Genomic DNA, 17951 nt, shown 5'->3' on the forward strand with positions numbered 1-17951 from the left:
AGCAAGCGGTTAATCTGTGATGCAAAATTCTGTTTTGTTGCTATGTTATAAGAGTTATCGTGGCAAAAATTGCAAAAATCGCAAAATCCGCCACTACAACATGCGTCATGTTTACAACGTTAATCAACTATTACAGTGCGCACATTCAATGATTAAAACCAAAATCACACATTTTAATATATTAAATATATTTGATTGATATTTACAGCAAAACAATACTCATAACAGCAAAACAACAATTCTAGATACATAAGGCATCGTTTTATGATTTTATTGACATCAATATAAATGCAATAGTAAAATTTTCAGTGTGTTGTTTAGTTGCACCGTAAAGATGCATGCAACTAGCGCTTTGCTAGTTTCTTTTATCAGTACGTGCTAAATATTAAAATTTTATGATATTTTTTATTCTTTTATGAAGGAGGTAAATAATGAATTCGTTAAAGGACATTTGTAAACGCAAGTATGCGTGGTTATTATTTATTCCACTTGACGCAATATGCATACTTACTCTTGCATATAGATATTTTATTAACACATCGAACGCGTATATTTTATATGCCGGTCTTGCATGGACGAGTGTAGTAAATCTTGTATTGTTGGCTTGTGTTATTGCATTTTGTCGCGAGCGCAAACGCTGGATAATGTCAATAATATTAGTAGCACTTTTTGTTATATCTACGCTTATTTGCATGTATGCACAATCATTAGCAGAACTACTACAAGTTCCTATGACAAATTATGCATATTATCCAGGCTCTGAAGTAAATACAATTCTCATATGCTTGAATTTTTGCGTACATAGCGTATTGGTTATGATTCTTTCTTTTGCTCAGCGCGAGCGCGTTATGTAATTATTTTGCAGAGTTAATTGAAGACTCTTTGCGCGCAACGTCAAGCGCTTTGTTGAATGCGTCACTAGTCCAACTTGCTCCAGCAACAACCGAAATATGCAAATCTTTTAGCGGCTTCCCAACGATTTTGCTAGAAATCACCTTAGAGAAAGCGTCCATATGCTTTTTTGAAACAGGCGTAAAAGGGTGAGGCGTGATTTCAACGCTGCTCACATTACCGCTTGCAATATTTAGATTCACGTCAAAACTGTCTTCTGCAACTGGACCATATGTAGCTTTGATTTTATATTCGCCATCTTTGTAATTACCAGTGTCGATTTTAGGCTGATTTTGAGGATTTTGAGGATTTTGCTGGTTCTGCTGATTTTTAGAATCAGCAGAATCCTCAATTTGCGCAGAAGATTGAGATTGTTGAGCTCCAGAATCATACTTTCCAGAAGGATTACCACCATCGTCCGCGCTTTGACCAGAATTTCCAGCAAACTCATCGTTCATTGGCACAGCATTAGGCTCACCGCAAGCAGAAAACATAGCAGATGACGCAGCTATAGCCGCAAGCGTAGCCACAGTTTTTGCAACTTTTTTAGTTTTCAACTCATTGCGTGAAACATCGTGAAACGTGTTATCTGAAACCATAAAACATCGCCTTCAAATCTTGTATATTTTAAAACTTCGCGCAACTAATCATCTAAATTCGCTAATTTAGGCGACTTAGTCGGATCATGACTTTGTAAAACTTCAGCAACACTTTCATCAACATGAGCACTTGTAAAAGCAGGCTTTCCACCAATCTCCTCGTACGTTTTGCGCGCATCATCATTATTCCAACGCTCACCAACAAGAACACCGTGATTGAGCATAATTTCTCGATCTGCACATTGAGCTACCAAAGAATCGTGAGTTACAACAATAATAGTCGTTCCCTGATTGTGTAGTTGTTTAAACAATTCGAGCACAATCTGCTCATTTTTTTCATCCAAATTACCAGTTGGCTCATCCGCAAGAAGTAACTTCGGGCAGTTGATAAGTGCGCGAGCAACACAAACACGCTGTTGCTCACCACCTGAAAGTTGGCTTGGCAAATGATGAGCGCGATCCTTCAAACCAACTCGATCCAAAGCATCCAAAGCTTCAGCTTCGTCAACAACAGAATGATAATATTGCGCAACCATAACGTTTTCAACAGCCGTTAAATGCGGAACAAGATAAAACTTTTGAAACACAAGTCCAATTACATTTTTACGAACGTCTGCAAGTTGTCCAGAATTAAGATCTTCAAGTTTTCTACCTTGTAAAGACACAGAGCCTTTAGAAGGAGAATCCATGCATCCAATAATGTTCATTAAAGTAGTTTTTCCAGATCCGCTAGATCCAACAATTGAAAGCCACTGCCCTTCCGGAACAGTAAGTGACAAATCGTCAACAGCGCGAAGAGATCCATAAATCTTGGAAATATGATCCAAAGTCAAAAGCATTTTTGGCTTAAGACAAGTACTTTCCAGCTTATTTTCTATATTCTGTGTCATATTAAATCCTTATTCTGTGTCATATTAAATCCTCAACTAAACTCACTAAAATTCTCAATTCAAACCTTGAATAATTTAAAAAGATTTTGCTTAAAACTATTCTTCTCGAAGAACAATCGCAGGATCAATTTTCGAAGCCTTCAAAACAGGAGGCAAAGCAGCAACACAAGATGCAATTACACTAAAAGTAACGGAAAACATAACTAACCACCAATTCACACTCAAATCTCTGGAGAATACCATCCTCGCAAGCAATCGCGCAAACACATAACCTACTGCAGTACCTGCAATTCCGCCAATAAAGCCATATAATCCAGACTCCATAGTGAACTCAAAGCAAATACTTCTCTCACTCGCACCCAAAGCTTTACGCAAACCAATCTCATTTCGCCTCTGCTGCACAATCGAAGATATAGTAGTGCTCACACCAACCATCATCAAAACAAGCACAACTAGCGAAACTATGCAAAACAGGCTACGAAGCATCGTAATAATTCCAGTGTCAGCAGCAGTGACTTTAGTAACTTGCTGAGCGCGCACACGCATAGAAGTCATATCGTTGATACTTCTCACAACAGCATCAACGCTAGGAGCAGAAGACGAGTAAGCAATTACATCTGCTCCGCGCTTAACACCAGTAAGAGTATTCACATCCGCATTAAGAGCATACAACATAGAATCTTCAGCTCCGCCAGTATCCAAGATGCCACAAACACGGAAAGTTGTGCCGTTAGTATCCATAATATCCGTTGAAACTCTGCCTTCAACAAGTTTTTGTTGAGATGAATTTTGCGCAGAATTATTCGCAGACTGAGTTGTAGATTGACCCGTAGATTGACCTGCAGATTTACTTGAAGACTTATCAGAAGACCTATCAGAAGACTTATCAGAAGACCTATCAGAAGACTTATCATCATGCTTGTCTGCAGGCTTATGAGAGCCAACAGTATTATCAGTAGATCTATACGCAATCGAAATACGAGATCCTATTTTCAATCCCATAGCGTGAGCTACGTCACGCCCAACCATCACATTTCCACTACTAGGCCAAGCGCCGTCAACATTCCAATGCTTATTTAATGACTTCACTAAACGAACATCAACACCAGCAAGCACATACGGAGCTGCATTGATTCGCACATTTTCATAGCGATACGTAGCAAAACGCATAACACCTTTTGCGAGAACCATATCATTCGTATGTAAAACCATTGCACGATCAATACCGTTTTTCCACTCACCATCAATTGGCGTTACGATAATATTCGCTCCATAGGCACGCATTTCGTCACTCATCTGTTGAGGTACAACCAAGCAGATTGCAGCCAAACAAAACAGAGTAGCAGCACCAACAAGAGTTGCAATAACAGCCATTAAAGCACGCGATTTACGGCGAAATACCGCGCTAAATAGCATTGTGATAAACATCGTATTATTTGACGTCATATAAGATTTACCTGCCATGAAGCACCTCCGCAGGACGCACGCTTAAAATCGAACGAATCGATGAGCCTGCAGCTACAAGAACAGTTAGCGCGAGCAACACAAACACAAGCACGAAAACCATTGGTCGGAACGAAATCGCAGAGCTAAACACAGTAAAACCAATAATCTGAGCTACTGAAAAACCAAAAATCATACCGAGCAATGCTCCGCCGAACGCAATAACAGCAGTTTCCATAAGCATAAGACGCATAACAGCACCATCTCGAGCACCCAATGCTTTGAGCAATGCAAGCTCTCCAGAACGCTCCGAGATAGAAGCTGCCATAAGATTTGCTACAGCAACTGCAGCAGCAATCAAACTTAATGCAGTCATCAAAACCATAACAGCACGAGTTTTATTAAGCACGTTTCCTTGCAACGCTGCGACTTGACGAACCTGCTTTGCTACAGCTTCCGGAATAACCTCTTCAATTTGGTAAGTAATAGAACTCGGGTAAGCCGTGCAATACCAAGTTTCCCACTCTTCCTGACTTAAAGCTGCCGGATTCTTAGCAGCTTTACGCGCTAAATCATTCTCAGGAGTAGTAAGTGCCTTTACTTCAATCGAATCAACCATATTCGGCTTATTTGCAAGGTTTTGAGCGTCAATAGAATTTGCGTAAATTGCGTTATCGTCATCATCGCCAGATTCATAAACGCCCACAACGCGCAACGAAACATGGCGCCCTGAGCGAAGCAAACGCAAACTCTGACCAAGTTTTACACGTAAACGCTCAGCTAATTTAAAACCAACCATTGCCTCAGATTGATTATCTTTTGCCCATCTGCCTGAACGTATCTTCCACCACGAGCGCAATCCTTTAACACCTACAACTGTTGTTTCACCAGAAGCGAGCGAAAGCTTGCGATTAAACCAAGTTCCAATAATCGGAATTACTAAATTAGAAGAAGATTTAGATTCCAAATCTGCATGAACTCTTATTTTCGGCGCAAAATTTGTGATATTAAATGCCCAGAAAATCATTTTAATTTTCGCAGCATCCGATTCTTTCAAAAAGCAGTTGACTCTTGGCTTTCTGCAACAGATAGACTACGTAAAGAAGAATTCGTCCGCTCTCTAGAAGCATACAAATCATTCACTACAGCGTTAGATTTTGGCTGAACAACAATATTTGAACCATATGAGCTAAGCTCTGCGTTAATTTTATCTCCAACATCGTAAACAACACTAAGCATGGCAACACTCACGCATGCGCTTAAGCAAACTACAAGCGCGATTAGAACGCGTTTTTTTAATTGTCGCACAAGAGATCGAGCAACCATGCGTATCATAAACATTTAAAGTTGCTCCTTACTTAAAATGCGAGCTAAGCGCATCTAAATCAGCAGTATGAATAGTGATTTTGCCGTGCGAAGCTTTATACGGGAAAGGAATAGGATTACAGCCACCCTTAAATCCAATTGTCGCTAAGTTAATTGCTACATCGCATTTGCGGCAAATAATTTTACCGTCTTTCTCGTAATATCCTGCATCTCCGCAATTTTCACAAGCATCCAATCCAACTCCGTACGCTCCACCATTCTTTTTAATAATAATAAAGCGCATAATAGTTCCATCTTTCGCTTTGTATTGGAAGCGATGAAGGTGGCCATCAGAAATTTGCACGAAGTTTATAGTTGCAATTCCATCATGCAATTCGTACGGTTCAGGAGGAGTCAAAGTTGGTTTAACATTCATAAGAGATACGCCAAAAGTAAGCGTAAGTATTACAGTAACAGCAGCCAGAAACGCCGCGAGCGCAGACTTTCGAGATTTCCTCTTAAATGCTCGTTTTACGCGCATCTGTGCAGCATTTTCTCCAACTGTTGCCGTCTTAAAACCGATTATGACAGAAGCAGCAGCAGGAATTAAAAACACGCAAATTTGCGCAATAATCATCATGTGAGCATTGTTAATAAGCCAAACAAGCACACTGAAAGAAAAATCATCTATGTAAAGAAGAATACTTCCTTGCATGATTTGCAAAAGTGACGTTACGTGCTGAACAAGCAAAATAATCATGCTAATCACAATTGCAATTTTGAATGAAATCGCGTTAGACGTAACTCGCAATGAACGCACCATAAGACTTAAACAAATAGCTACAATAACACCAAGAACAAATCCAAGAGCACGAAGTAGCATATCGGAAGTAAAAGGCGGAGTACTTGAATCTACGAAAATCGTAAGCTGCAAAATCACGTCTGGAAGAGCATAAAATACAGTAAATGCTAATGAAATCGCGCCAATCGCATTACTTATATGCATTACAATAGGGCGCTCACGCCAGTTTTCAACAGTTTTATGTGAGCAAACTACAACAACAATAGCTGCAACATCTATTGGAACTGCAATGCATAATGCAGGCATGTTAATAAAATTGCGCTGATTTATTACTACGCTCGCGCGAAGAATAGCAAAAATAAGTGCAGCAACTGTGCCTAAAGATAACCCATATAATCTCCATCGCGCGCTTATAGGCTTATCTTTTCCTTCTCCAACACTAAGTGAGGAATTTAATCCCATTGTAAGTAAAGCAAGAGGGAGCAGCCCAGGCAGCACTGCAACAAACAGTCTGAGCATAACTCCCTCCTTTGCTATTATTTACAATCTATAATTCAATAATTGATAACAATATAATTCAATAATTGATGACAATTACCAACTATTGCTTACTGTTACCAATAATTACTAGCAATTAGTAATTATTACTACCATTGACGAGGAGTGTACTTCCAATCATCGAATGTTGCTTTGATTGGCTCAGTCCAGAATCTACCGGTCACACCTGTAGCAGGATCAACGTGCAACATCCAACCCTTCTTTTCTGGAGATTCAATTGAAAGAACGAGCTTATAGTTACCAGCCTTGTCAAGCTTAACGTTTGCACCATAGTGAGGACCGTCAGAAGCATTCATTTGCATGAAAGTACCTTTACCTGCTGACTCTCCACTAGACTTGTCAACAATCTCATAATTCACAGTCAAATCTGGAATAAACTCGCCTTTACCGTAGCCAAGCTTAGTACCTTCCTTATTTGCGTGAATATCTGCCTCAAGATGGAAACTAGCCTCTGAAGCTTTCAAGCCCATTCCTGCAGGTACCATATCAACTGGTTGGAAATACACTGCACCGATAGTAAGAGGACCAATGTTTTGATCTTGATGAGGTCCAACTGGGACTTCTTCAAAGCCTTTATCTTCACCTTTATCGTCAGCTTTCTGCTCAGAAGACGCTGGCTTATCAGCACTCTTAGCAGAATTACCATTAGAGCCGCAACCGCAAAGCGCGAGCATACCAGCAAGCATTAAAGCTGCTATTGTAATTATCTTGCTATTTTTCATATTTAGCCTTTTCTTTTATTTTTATTTAACCAGCATCTAACCTTTTTATTTAACCTTTAATCGGATAATATTCGGCTGATTTTGATTATTAACTTTCTTATTACTTTCTTATTAACTTTTATTTTCACTATGCGTGTGATTTGCCGATAATGATCCCGTAGCATTTTGCGAAGAAACAACATGTAATGATTTCTCATCGCAAGAAGAACTGCAAGAAGAACCACGTGAAGAATCATCTTCGGACGCCTGTTTTGGATTTTTCTCCATACACTGTTTACGACTGCGCACAATAGAAGCACACAGCAACGCAATAACAACTATTGCGGCAATAACTTGTGCAACAATAGTTTCAACATATGGATAGAATCCAAGCCAATCGTTAGTTGGCAAGCCTTGAATATACATACCAGCAAGAGCGTCTCCTTCTATTAACGCATGCACTCCACCACCTGCAAAAATCACCACTAACACAGACATAAGAGCACTTGTTCCTGTGAAAAATGGTCGGATTGGAATGCGTACTGACGCGAAACGAATTAACAAGAATATTACAACTAATACCAATGCAGCAGATACGAATCCTCCCCAAATCGTAGAATCAGCTCCATTTGATACAGCAAAAATTGCTTGATAAAAAATTACAGTTTCTGCGCCTTCTCTAAATACAGCTAGAAAACTAAGCAATGCAAGAGAAATCAGACTACCAGAAGATACAGCAGATGTAGTTTGCTCACGAATATAAGAGTTCCACGCTTGTACAGAAGATCTAGAAATCATCCAATTACTTGTATAAAGCAACATGAGCATAGCAAACAAAGCCACAACGCCCTCTGTAATCTCCTGCTGTGGACCAGAACCGTTGAATAGCAAGCCAAACAAACCTGCAACGACAAGAGAAGCAACGATACCAGCAATCAAACCTAAATAAATATACTTAACCATATTTTTGTAGCCTGATTTAATTAAGTAAGCAATAATTGCTGCAACCACTAGTAAAGCTTCTAATCCTTCGCGAAGTAAAATCACGAATGCTTGTCCAAAAGGACTTGTTATGAATTGCATTAAAGAATTAGCGTTAGAAGAAGTACCGCCATCAAGTTTTGCAGAATCTTCTACAAGCATTGCTTTAAGATCTCCAACAACTTTTTTAACTTGATTAACACTAGCGCTACCGTTCATAGATTGTCGGCACTCTTTGAATTGATATTCAACTGTAGAAACGCGACTTCCGCTAATCGCATTCATCACATTTTTTTCAAATCCAAGTTTTTCGTAATACTGATAATATGCATCGTTTATTAAATCTACAGCTTTAGCGACATCAGTTTTGTTGCCTTTTGCATGATCGTAAATTTTTAAAGACTTATCAAGAATAACGTTCATTTCAGACGCAACCTGACTCCAAGTCCTGCCATTTCGACCTAAATTCTTCTTTTTTGCAGCATCAAGTTTTTTACGTTCAGCTTTGATTTGCTCACTCAATTTTTTAGCATAAACATTCGGTTTATCTAGCTTAGGATTCGCATCAAGCTTTTTCGCAGTGTCTAAAATATTTGCATTCAAAGCATTTACGATTAAATCAATCTTAGAACCCTGATTTTGTTGATAAACTAACGTTTGAAGCTGTTGAAATTGATTAGACTGAGATTGTACTTTATCTTGCCCGATTGTATCTCTAACAACTGTAATAAAGTTTGAACCAACATAAACAGAATTATAAGCTGCCTGAAACCTTGTTGAAGCACCAGATATATTTCCGTCTTTGTATTCACTTTTGCCTTTGCTTAACTCATTATCAATTGCTTGAGAAACTGAAGTCCAAGTCGCATACGAACCTCCAGAACCTTCAGAACCTTCAGAACCTTCAGCAAAAGCAAAAGACGAAACGCTGGAACATGCACATAACATTACAGATATGCACAATATAACTAGCGCGAAAACTCCAGAATACCTCTGGCGCGATGTTATTGACGCGCGCATCGCATCTCCTCTCGAAGCTTCCCCTTAAAGCTCGTACAATCTATATCACTCACTCACAAAATTTCTGCGTCTAAAAGCACATACCCCTTATATGCACAGTCCCCAAACTAAACGCACATAATTTATAATATCGACATATCATTGATATTGATATAGCTAGAGAGAAAAAATATAACTAAATTGCAAAATGATAGTGATAATGAGAATTATCTTTCGTAATTGGAATCGTATTGAGAAAAACCAATGATTCCAACAAACTCATTGAACAATTCTCTCATTCTGTCAATAATACGAGTTTTCTTTTGAGCGCGAGCGCGAGCTGCAGAACCAAATCTGCTCATACGCGGCATAAGATCATTAATATCAGTTCCAAGCTCACTAACTTCGCCTGCGTTAAAAGACTTATACATGAATCTGCGAGTTTTAGAATCATTCAATCCCTCACTTTGTATCAATTCAGATAAATCATGATCGTATTTTTGCTGAACGTATTCTCTCCATCTATCAACAACACTCAGATTATTTTCACTGTCTATAAGATTATCTCCACTGTCCATAAGATCATTCCCATGCGATGCATGAACAGAACTTTCATCATAATTTGAATATTTTTTAGACTCAGAGTCAAGATCTTCACTATCTTTTCCATCAGTACTATTGATAGAATATTCGAATTTATTTATATTAGCTTCATTCTCATTTAATTGCGCTATAAAATCTTCAATAAGTTTCCTCTTACTACGCAATTGTGGGCTAGAATCAACTGCCGACTTGATAGATGCTAAAACATTTTTATCTTTGCAATGTTTGCTATGGTAACGTTCCACTAACATCAAAATGTAGTCAATATTTACTTCTACTTGGCGCACAAGCTCCATCTCAAACACAACATCGTCAGCAATGTCTGCAATCTCGCCTTTTTCCTCTTTGTTTTTCCATTCTTCATGCAAATCCTGGTAGTGTCCCAAGTAATCTTGCATATCGCGCTCTTTGATTATTTCGTTGCCTTCAAATTGATCGAAAGCTTTTAGCATGTTACGCAAGCGCAGAATATTACCAAAAAGCGATATAAACTCTTTCTGATTATCTTCTCCAACAATGTTAAAGCCTTGCAACGGATACTTTTCCATAAGCTCATTTACTAAATCACTGTATCCGCAACGCTCAATTCCTTTAGCATCAACATAACCGTTGTAAATCTGCTCAAACGTAGGGCATAGCACAACGCCTTGCGCATCTTTATCTCCAAAAAGACTTACAGCTTCGTCAACTTGATGGCTTAAATCTCTAAAGCACACAATGTTTCCGAATGTTTTAACAGAGTTTAAAATTCGATTTGTGCGAGAGAATGCTTGAATAAGCCCGTGCATGCGAAGATTTTTATCTACCCAAAGCGTGTTCAAAGTTGTTGCATCAAAACCAGTAAGGAACATGTTGACTACAATCAAAACGTCAATTTCCTTATTTTTCATACGAATTGAAACGTCTTTGTAATAGTTTTGGAATTTGTCATTTGACGTATCATACGCAGTATTAAACATTTCATTGTAGTCTTTTATTGCGCTTTCCAAGAATTCTTGCGAAGTCGCGTCTAACTTTGCCGTACTTTCGGAATTTTCTTCTCCAAGAGAACCCATGCCGTTGCCGTACGCCGAAGAATCTGATTCGCCCTCGTTTACTGCATAGCTGAAAATAGTTACTACTTTTAATCGCTCACTTGGTGGCAAGTTTTGCTGCTGCTTTTTGAACTCGTTGTAATACACTTTTGCAAGAGGAATGTCTGCAACAGCGAAGATTGAATTAAAACCGTTTACATCAACTTCTTCAGAAGATTTTTCAGCTTTAACAGTGTTATGCTTATCTGCAGCAAGTTCTTTAACATTAAGAATGCGCTTGTATTTGTAAGTTTTCTCATTTCTATACGTTTTTTGAGTAAAATGCTCAATAATGTATTGAACAACATTGCGCACGCGATCCGGATGCATAATTATCTCAGGACGATTAATATCTGCAACCAATTCGTCTGTTGCTTTTTCAAGCTCACTTGCCGTTTTTACAGTAGACACATATTCCACGCGGAATGGCAACACGTTTTTATCGTTAATTGCATTAATGATTGTGTACGCGTGCAAGCAAGAACCGAAAGTTTGCTCGGTTGTAGAAAGATGCGTAGCATCGGAACCAACAGCGTTCGCTTCAAAAATTGGAGTGCCAGTAAACCCAAAAAGCAAGCTATTTTTAAAGTGTTTTACAATATCCGCATGCATGCCACCAAACTGGCTTCTATGGCATTCGTCAAAAATAAACACTATGCGCTTTTTGTAAATTTCATGACTTGGGTTGCTGCTTATAAATTTACTAAGTTTTTGAATAGTTGTTATAATAAGCCTGCGTTCTTCTGTATTGTCTTCTAACTGTTTTGTAAGTACAGCTGTTGAAGTGTTACTATTTGCAGCTCCCTCTTCAAACCTGTCATATTCTTTCATCGTTTGATAGTCAAGGTCTTTACGGTCAACAACAAACAAAACTTTGTCAACAAGATTCTTGCCTTCTGCATCTTTTAAAGTTTTTACTAGCTGCGATGTTTTGAAACTAGTTAGCGTTTTACCAGATCCCGTAGTATGCCAAATATAACCGCCTTTTTGGCGCTCTGCTGCCGGCATTTTGCTTGCATTAGCAAACATGTATTTTACGCGATTCACTATGTTTTCTGCTGCAGTAATCTGGTATGGTCGCATAACCATCAAGCATTTGTCTGCATTAAACACGCAATATTTCGTAAGAACGTTAAGAATTACGTGCTTTGCAAAGAAGGTTTTAGCAAAATCGCATAAGTCGGAAATTATAGTGTTTTGAGCATCGGACCAATAGTTTGTAAATTCAAAACTGTTACTTGTTGTGCTTTTGCTAGATCCTTTACTTTTCTGCTCGTTGTAAGCATTATTGCGAGTTGAGTTAGAGTAATATTTTGTTTCAGTACCATTTGAGATTACGAAAATTTGCACGTATCCAAATAAACCGCTTCCAGCCCAGAATGAGTCGCGAGCATAACGGTTAATTTGATTGAACGCTTCTCTAATAGGCACACCTCTGCGCTTTAGCTCAATGTGAACCATTGGCAAGCCGTTTACTAGAATCGTCACATCGTAACGATTACTATAAGCAGGGCTTGTTGCAGTATTGTCGTTTGCATTGTCGTTTGCGCCATCAGCAGCATTAACAGCATACTGATTTATCACTTGCACAATATTCTTGTGAATATTTTCTTTGTCAATAATAGTAATGTTCTTATCTGTGCCGTCATCTTTTTTGAGTATTTTAACGTTATCTCGCTGAATAGTATCTGTTTTATCAACTATATTTTCAGTGCTGTTTGCAATATTTTCTTTGAAAAATCTTTCCCACTCACTGTCTGAAAAATGATAGTCGTTGAGCTTTTCGATTTGCACGCGAAGATTTGCTATAAGATCTTTCTCGTTGTGAATATGAGCATACTCGTATCCTTGGGATTGCAAAATGTTAATGAACTCTTCTTCGAGTTGTGCTTCGCTTTGATAGCTTCCGTCACTTCGCACACTCGGCGTAAACGTAGACATTACAGTGCTATCTTGATTCTCTAACACGATTTTCATTCTGCTTCCTTCTTTCTTCTCTCTTACTCACATTTTTTTAATTACGCACGCTTGAAGTTCAGGAGTTGATCTCGATAGTACTCGTATTGCTTGCGTCTGGCTTCAATTTCTGCAGGCAAACCTTGAGTTAAATCATTGCACAATGCGTCAAAGCGATCCAGAATTTGTACAATTTGACGCTGTACGTCAAGAGGAGGAACGGGGATTGTTACTTTACTCATTAATGCTTTAGATACATTAAATCGCGTAACACCGTTAGCAGTTCGCTTTATTTGAGAACGCAACGCGGTTGAACGAAACAGATACTTGGAAAAATAAGGATTCATTACACTTACGTCATTGAACCTAAAAGCAAAACAAAAACTGTTTAAATATACTTCTTCATTTAGGTGACAGGTAACAGCAGACGAAAAACCACATTCATCAGGAGTCTCAGATGAGCCAGTAAAAATTACATCACCATATTGTAAAACATTTTGCTTTTCACCATCAGAAACCTTAACAAAATCATTTGCAGAGAAATCTACAGCTGCATTACAATACACGTTTTTGTAAGTTATATAACGAGCATTTCCATCAACAAAATCATTCTTATTTTTACCAGTTAATCCGCCAAAGAACGAACCTAATTCTTTAAGATTCTTATACTCCACGCCATTAGGGCAGTAGCGTGAGATAAGCGAGTGTAAAGGATTGTTGTCGTCAAATGTAAGCAGAGCATCTCGATAATATTCGTATTGCTTTTTACGACTTGTAAGCTCTGCTGTAAGCTCTGCTGTAAGCTCTGCTGTAAGCTCCGTGAACGTGTCTAAAATCCGCACAATCTCCTCTTGCACTTCAAGAGGTGGAATGGGGATTGTTACATCATATACTTGTTTTAAATATAAACCTTTTTGTGCTGCACCATGAGCATTTGTACTCATATAATTTTGAATATTAGATGAGAGTAGAGAATGATACAAAAACTTTGGGAATACGATATCTATATTAGGTTTAATTACACATACGCTTCTTTGAAATAATGCTTTAATATCACTTTCAATAACAGCAACTCTTCCAATTGCTCCAACAATAGTCAACAAAACATCATTCTTAGATACATTAGTTCTTTTGTTCTCTACATCAAAAATTTCTTTGCTAACCCACTTAGATGATTTAACTGATATAAAACCATTATTTATATTTTGAGCAGATAATACAGGATATTCGCCTTCTGAAGATATGCCTTTAGGTAAATTATGCATTCCGTCAGAAATTTTTATAGCGACATCGCCAATCTTCTTATACTCCACACCGTTCGGACACAATTTGGCGATTAACTCCTCAAGTTTGCTAGTCATTGAGCTTCCTCGCTATTATCAGAATTAACGCTGCCAGCTTCAATCTCGCTTACAATTTTCTCAATTTGTTCGCGTAACTCTTGCTCGCGAGCGCAAATCGATGCAATTTGCGAGTTAAGCTCCGTAATATCAATCTTCTCGCGAGTATCTTCCGCTTCAACATATGTGGAAACAGAAAGATTATATTTATTGGATTCCACTTCTTCCAAAGATGCCACGTGCGCAATATGCTCCACATCTTTGCGAGAAGTGTACCACTGAACAATTTGCTCAATATTCTCATCCGAAAGCTTGTTGCTATTCGTTGACTTTACAAACTCTTTACTTGCGTCAACAAACAATATGGAAGTGTCGTTTTGCTTGTTTTTACGCAAAACCATAATGCATGTAGCAATCGAAGTGCCAAAGAATAAGTTGCTCGGAAGTTGAATCACACAATCAACAGCATTATGCTCAACTAAATATTGACGAATCTTCTGCTCAGCTCCGCCTCTATACATAATTCCAGGGAAGCAAACAATAGCAGCAGCACCATCTTCTGCCAAATGCGCCAAACAGTGCAACACAAACGCCATATCTGCCTTGCTTTTTGGAGCAAGAACTCCAGCTGGAGCAAAACGAGGGTCGTTAATCATCAACGGATTAGAATCCCCCTCCCAACTCGTGGAATAAGGCGGATTGGAAACCACTAGCTCAAACTTTTTATTAGCATCGATTTGCGGATTTATAAGCGTATCTCCGCAAGTAATCTCAAACTTGTTAAAATTCACATCGTGCAAAAACATGTTCATACGGCACAAGTTATAGCTAGTAACATTCTTTTCTTGACCATAAAAACCGCCATCAATGTTTTCAACGCCGAGAACTTTTTTCGCTTTTAGAAGAAGCGAGCCAGAACCGCACGCTGGGTCATACACGTCTGAAATGCTTGATTTTCCAGTAGTTCCAAGACGCGTCAGCAGCATTGAGACTTCTGCAGGCGTAAAGTATTCACCGCCAGACTTTCCAGCGTTAGAAGCGTACAAGCCCATCAAATACTCGTAAGCATCACCAAAAGCCTCAATCACGTTGTTGCTTACACTGCCAAGTTTCATCTCACTAATCACTTGCAATAACTTCACAAAACGCTTATTGCGACCTTCAACAGTATCTGCAAGCTTAATGTTATTCACATCATAATCTGAGAATAATCCCTTAAAATCGCCAGATGAATCAGTTCCTTGAGAAGAAGCTTCAATATTGCGGAACACGCGACTCAAAGTTTCGTTTAGATTACTATCTTGAGGAGCACGCTTCAACACATTACAAAACAGTTCGCTAGGAAGTATAAAGAAACCTTTAGCAGAAATCATTTCGCTTCGAATAGACTCAGCATCTTCATCACTTATTTTCGCATAATCAAAGTTTGGATCTCCGCCTTCAGATTCATGCTCGTTTTTATTGATATAATCGCATAAATTTTCGGAGATGTAGCGATAAAACATAGTGCACAATACGTATGCTTTGAAGTCCCAGCCATCAACGGAACCTCGCAAATCATCAGCAATTTTCCAAATCGTGCGATGCAGCTCAGCGCGTTCTTCTTCTTTGCGAGTGTCCATTTTACTACTCCCCATTTGTGCAAACGTATACGCAATAATTAACATACGCAATAATTAACATGCGCAACAATTAACATACGCAATAATTAACTAAGCGTTCTTTAATATTCTACTGTAAACTCGCACAATAAACATTAATAAACATTGCTAAACAATTCAGCATAACTAAACATAATTTTCTTCACTCAAGTATTTCATTCGCTTTTTTAGAAAGCGCATACCGAATAGGGCGCTCACCCACCGAATCAACCATTTCAAGCTCAATCAAACCGTTAAGCGCGCTAACAATCTTGTTTGCGATATTTTGTTTGCGCAATTTGGCTTATATACAAATAACGCATTTATTACAAAATGATTGCTTAGCTAACGTAACAATCTATTCTATACCGACATTTTGCCAAAATGAAGGCATAGCGTGCAAAAAATATTCATCTATACTGACATTTTTGCAAAACAGCACACAAATCCCACTTCGCAAATTTGAAAATTTTTTAATTTTGCGAAGTGAAAAAATATTCACACAAGCCACAGAATGTAATAAACACAAACCACTTCGCAACGCTACTTAAGCAGCCAATCAACGATGTTTTCGACACGAATTCCATCGTAATCATCATCTAAAGCCTTACTCAAAGTAATAACCAGCTTCTCATAATTATTCTGAATCTTGCGAAGCGGCTTTAACTCTCGCTCACGCACAGACTCATCCATCATGCTTTCAGTTACTTGAATATAAAGCTTTTCGGAAGAAGAAGTAGCAACAAAATCCACCTCCAAATTATCTATTTTGCCAATAGCAACATCATATCCGCGCCTTAAAAGCTCAAAGAACACAACATTTTCTAGCGCATGCCCTCTATCTCTATCCCTAAACCCGAGCAAATAATTACGCAACCCAATGTCAACAACGTAATATTTGCCAAGAGTGCGCAAATAATCCTTTCCTTTAATATCAAAGCGCTTAACATCGTAAAACATGTAAGATTCTTTTAACGCACCAATGTAAGCGGATATGGTTTGGGTTGCAGGTTTAGTGCCACGTACGCGCAAACCGCGAGAATTACTATCCGAAGAGTCAAAAATATTTTCCGAAGAAATCAGATTTTCCGAAGAAAGCGTATTGCACATAGAATTTAAAGACGTATTGTTCCCAATATTATCCGCCAAAAACATAATGATTTTTCTAAGAAGGTCTGCGTCTGTAATCTGTCTCTGCCCGCTACGCTTTGCACGCTCGAGTATATCGCGAACTACTACAGTGGAATAAATTCCATCCAACAAAATCATTGCACTACTCTGATCAAAACCTGATTCTAAAGCAATATCGCAAATTGCAGGCATACCACCGTAACGCATATAAGCTGCAAACAAGTCACCAAGCTCTACACTACCGCCATTCGCGCTCACCGCTCTTTTTTTCAAATCGCCAAGCGGAGACTTATATTCTTCAATGGAATAATTCTGAAAATCAACGAACTCTTTGAACGAAAGCGGATACATTTTCACTTCCACATACCGACCAGATAAATACGTTGAGTACTCCGAGGAAAGCAGGTACGCATTAGAGCCAGTTATGTAAATATCACAATCAAAATCTACGCGAAACGAGTTAATTGCATCTTCCCAACGATCTATACGCTGTAGCTCATCAAAGAAAAGATACGTTTTTTTAGGAGGCTTAATACTAGAGGATTCAATCTTGCTTTTAACGTAATTGTACAAGTCTTTGTAGCTCATATCTTGAAACTCGAGTGACTCAAAGTTTATAGATATAATTTGATTTTGCTCAATTCCTGAATTAAGCAGGTACGATTGCATGAGTTTAAGCAGAGTTGACTTACCACAGCGACGAATGCCGGTCACGACTTTTACAGGCTCTGTATCTTTGAAAGCTATAAGTTGATTAAGATAAATATCGCGATTTTTAATATTTTTGCCGACTATTGAATGGCGATTACTGCGCATTGAAATATTCGCGCTTCCAAGTAGCTGATTTTGCGAATTTACCATAATAAGCCTCTACTCCACCTAAAAATAGCAATTCTTAAAACAATGCTTATCTTGATTGCAAAGTCACAAAATTGCAAAATTATGGAATTGCAAGATTGCAAAATTACAAACTTTATGAGTTTTACAATCTTACGAATCTTATAAATATTATGACCTAAACTTTTATTTTCCACAAGTT

10 protein-coding genes and 2 pseudogenes are annotated in these 17951 nt (G+C 38.4%); 1 reads left to right on the forward strand and 11 read right to left on the reverse strand.

Going from position 1 to position 17951, the window contains the following annotated elements; genetic code table 11:
- The first annotated feature begins 431 nt into the window (after positions 1–431).
- The gene (locus HXT27_RS01655; protein ID WP_075523850.1) at positions 432–854 is read left to right on the forward strand and encodes a hypothetical protein; all 423 of its coding nucleotides are present in this window, start codon (positions 432–434) and stop codon (positions 852–854) included.
- Here HXT27_RS01655 and HXT27_RS01660 read toward each other — a convergent pair whose 3' ends face one another.
- From HXT27_RS01660 to HXT27_RS01710, 11 genes and pseudogenes are all read right to left on the reverse strand, one after another.
- Complete coding sequence (locus tag HXT27_RS01660) at positions 855–1490, reverse strand: FMN-binding protein (protein WP_103043411.1); 636 nt, start codon at positions 1488–1490, stop codon at positions 855–857.
- A gap of 44 nt (positions 1491–1534) precedes the next feature.
- Positions 1535–2380 carry an ABC transporter ATP-binding protein gene (locus tag HXT27_RS01665; protein WP_103043410.1) on the reverse strand — a complete coding sequence of 282 codons (846 nt, stop codon included), beginning with the start codon at positions 2378–2380 and terminating at the stop codon, positions 1535–1537.
- 96 nt (positions 2381–2476) lie between these two features.
- Positions 2477–3844 carry an ABC transporter permease gene (locus HXT27_RS01670; RefSeq protein ID WP_103043409.1) on the reverse strand — a complete coding sequence of 456 codons (1368 nt, stop codon included), beginning with the start codon at positions 3842–3844 and terminating at the stop codon, positions 2477–2479.
- A pseudogene (locus HXT27_RS01675) lies at positions 3834–5164 on the reverse strand (ABC transporter permease). Before HXT27_RS01675 ends, HXT27_RS01670 begins: the two are co-directional and overlap by 11 nt.
- Positions 5165–5177: 13 nt before the next feature.
- Positions 5178–6449 (reverse strand): DUF2318 domain-containing protein, encoded by a 1272-nt coding sequence (locus HXT27_RS01680; RefSeq protein WP_103043407.1) that lies wholly within the window; start codon positions 6447–6449, stop codon positions 5178–5180.
- 128 nt (positions 6450–6577) lie between these two features.
- Positions 6578–7210 carry an iron transporter gene (locus HXT27_RS01685; RefSeq protein WP_075523855.1) on the reverse strand — a complete coding sequence of 211 codons (633 nt, stop codon included), beginning with the start codon at positions 7208–7210 and terminating at the stop codon, positions 6578–6580.
- A gap of 273 nt (positions 7211–7483) precedes the next feature.
- Positions 7484–9190 (reverse strand): annotated as a pseudogene (locus tag HXT27_RS01690) (FTR1 family iron permease); the annotation flags it as partial.
- Positions 9191–9396: 206 nt separating this feature from the next.
- Positions 9397–12822 (reverse strand): type I restriction endonuclease subunit R, encoded by a 3426-nt coding sequence (locus tag HXT27_RS01695; protein WP_422113185.1) that lies wholly within the window; start codon positions 12820–12822, stop codon positions 9397–9399.
- Between the two features lie 41 nt (positions 12823–12863).
- Positions 12864–14162, reverse strand: coding sequence for a restriction endonuclease subunit S (locus HXT27_RS01700; protein ID WP_422113186.1), 1299 nt, complete (start codon positions 14160–14162; stop codon positions 12864–12866).
- Positions 14159–15763 (reverse strand): type I restriction-modification system subunit M, encoded by a 1605-nt coding sequence (locus HXT27_RS01705; RefSeq protein WP_422113187.1) that lies wholly within the window; start codon positions 15761–15763, stop codon positions 14159–14161. The genes HXT27_RS01700 and HXT27_RS01705 overlap by 4 nt, the downstream gene beginning before the upstream one ends.
- 561 nt (positions 15764–16324) lie before the next feature.
- On the reverse strand, positions 16325–17773 hold the full coding sequence (locus tag HXT27_RS01710; protein WP_199172741.1) for an ATP-binding protein: 1449 nt from the start codon (positions 17771–17773) through the stop codon (positions 16325–16327).
- Positions 17774–17951: the final 178 nt, after the last annotated feature.

Source organism: Gardnerella bivia (genome assembly GCF_049262715.1).
Taxonomy (GTDB): Bacteria; Actinomycetota; Actinomycetes; order Actinomycetales; family Bifidobacteriaceae; genus Bifidobacterium; species Bifidobacterium vaginale_A.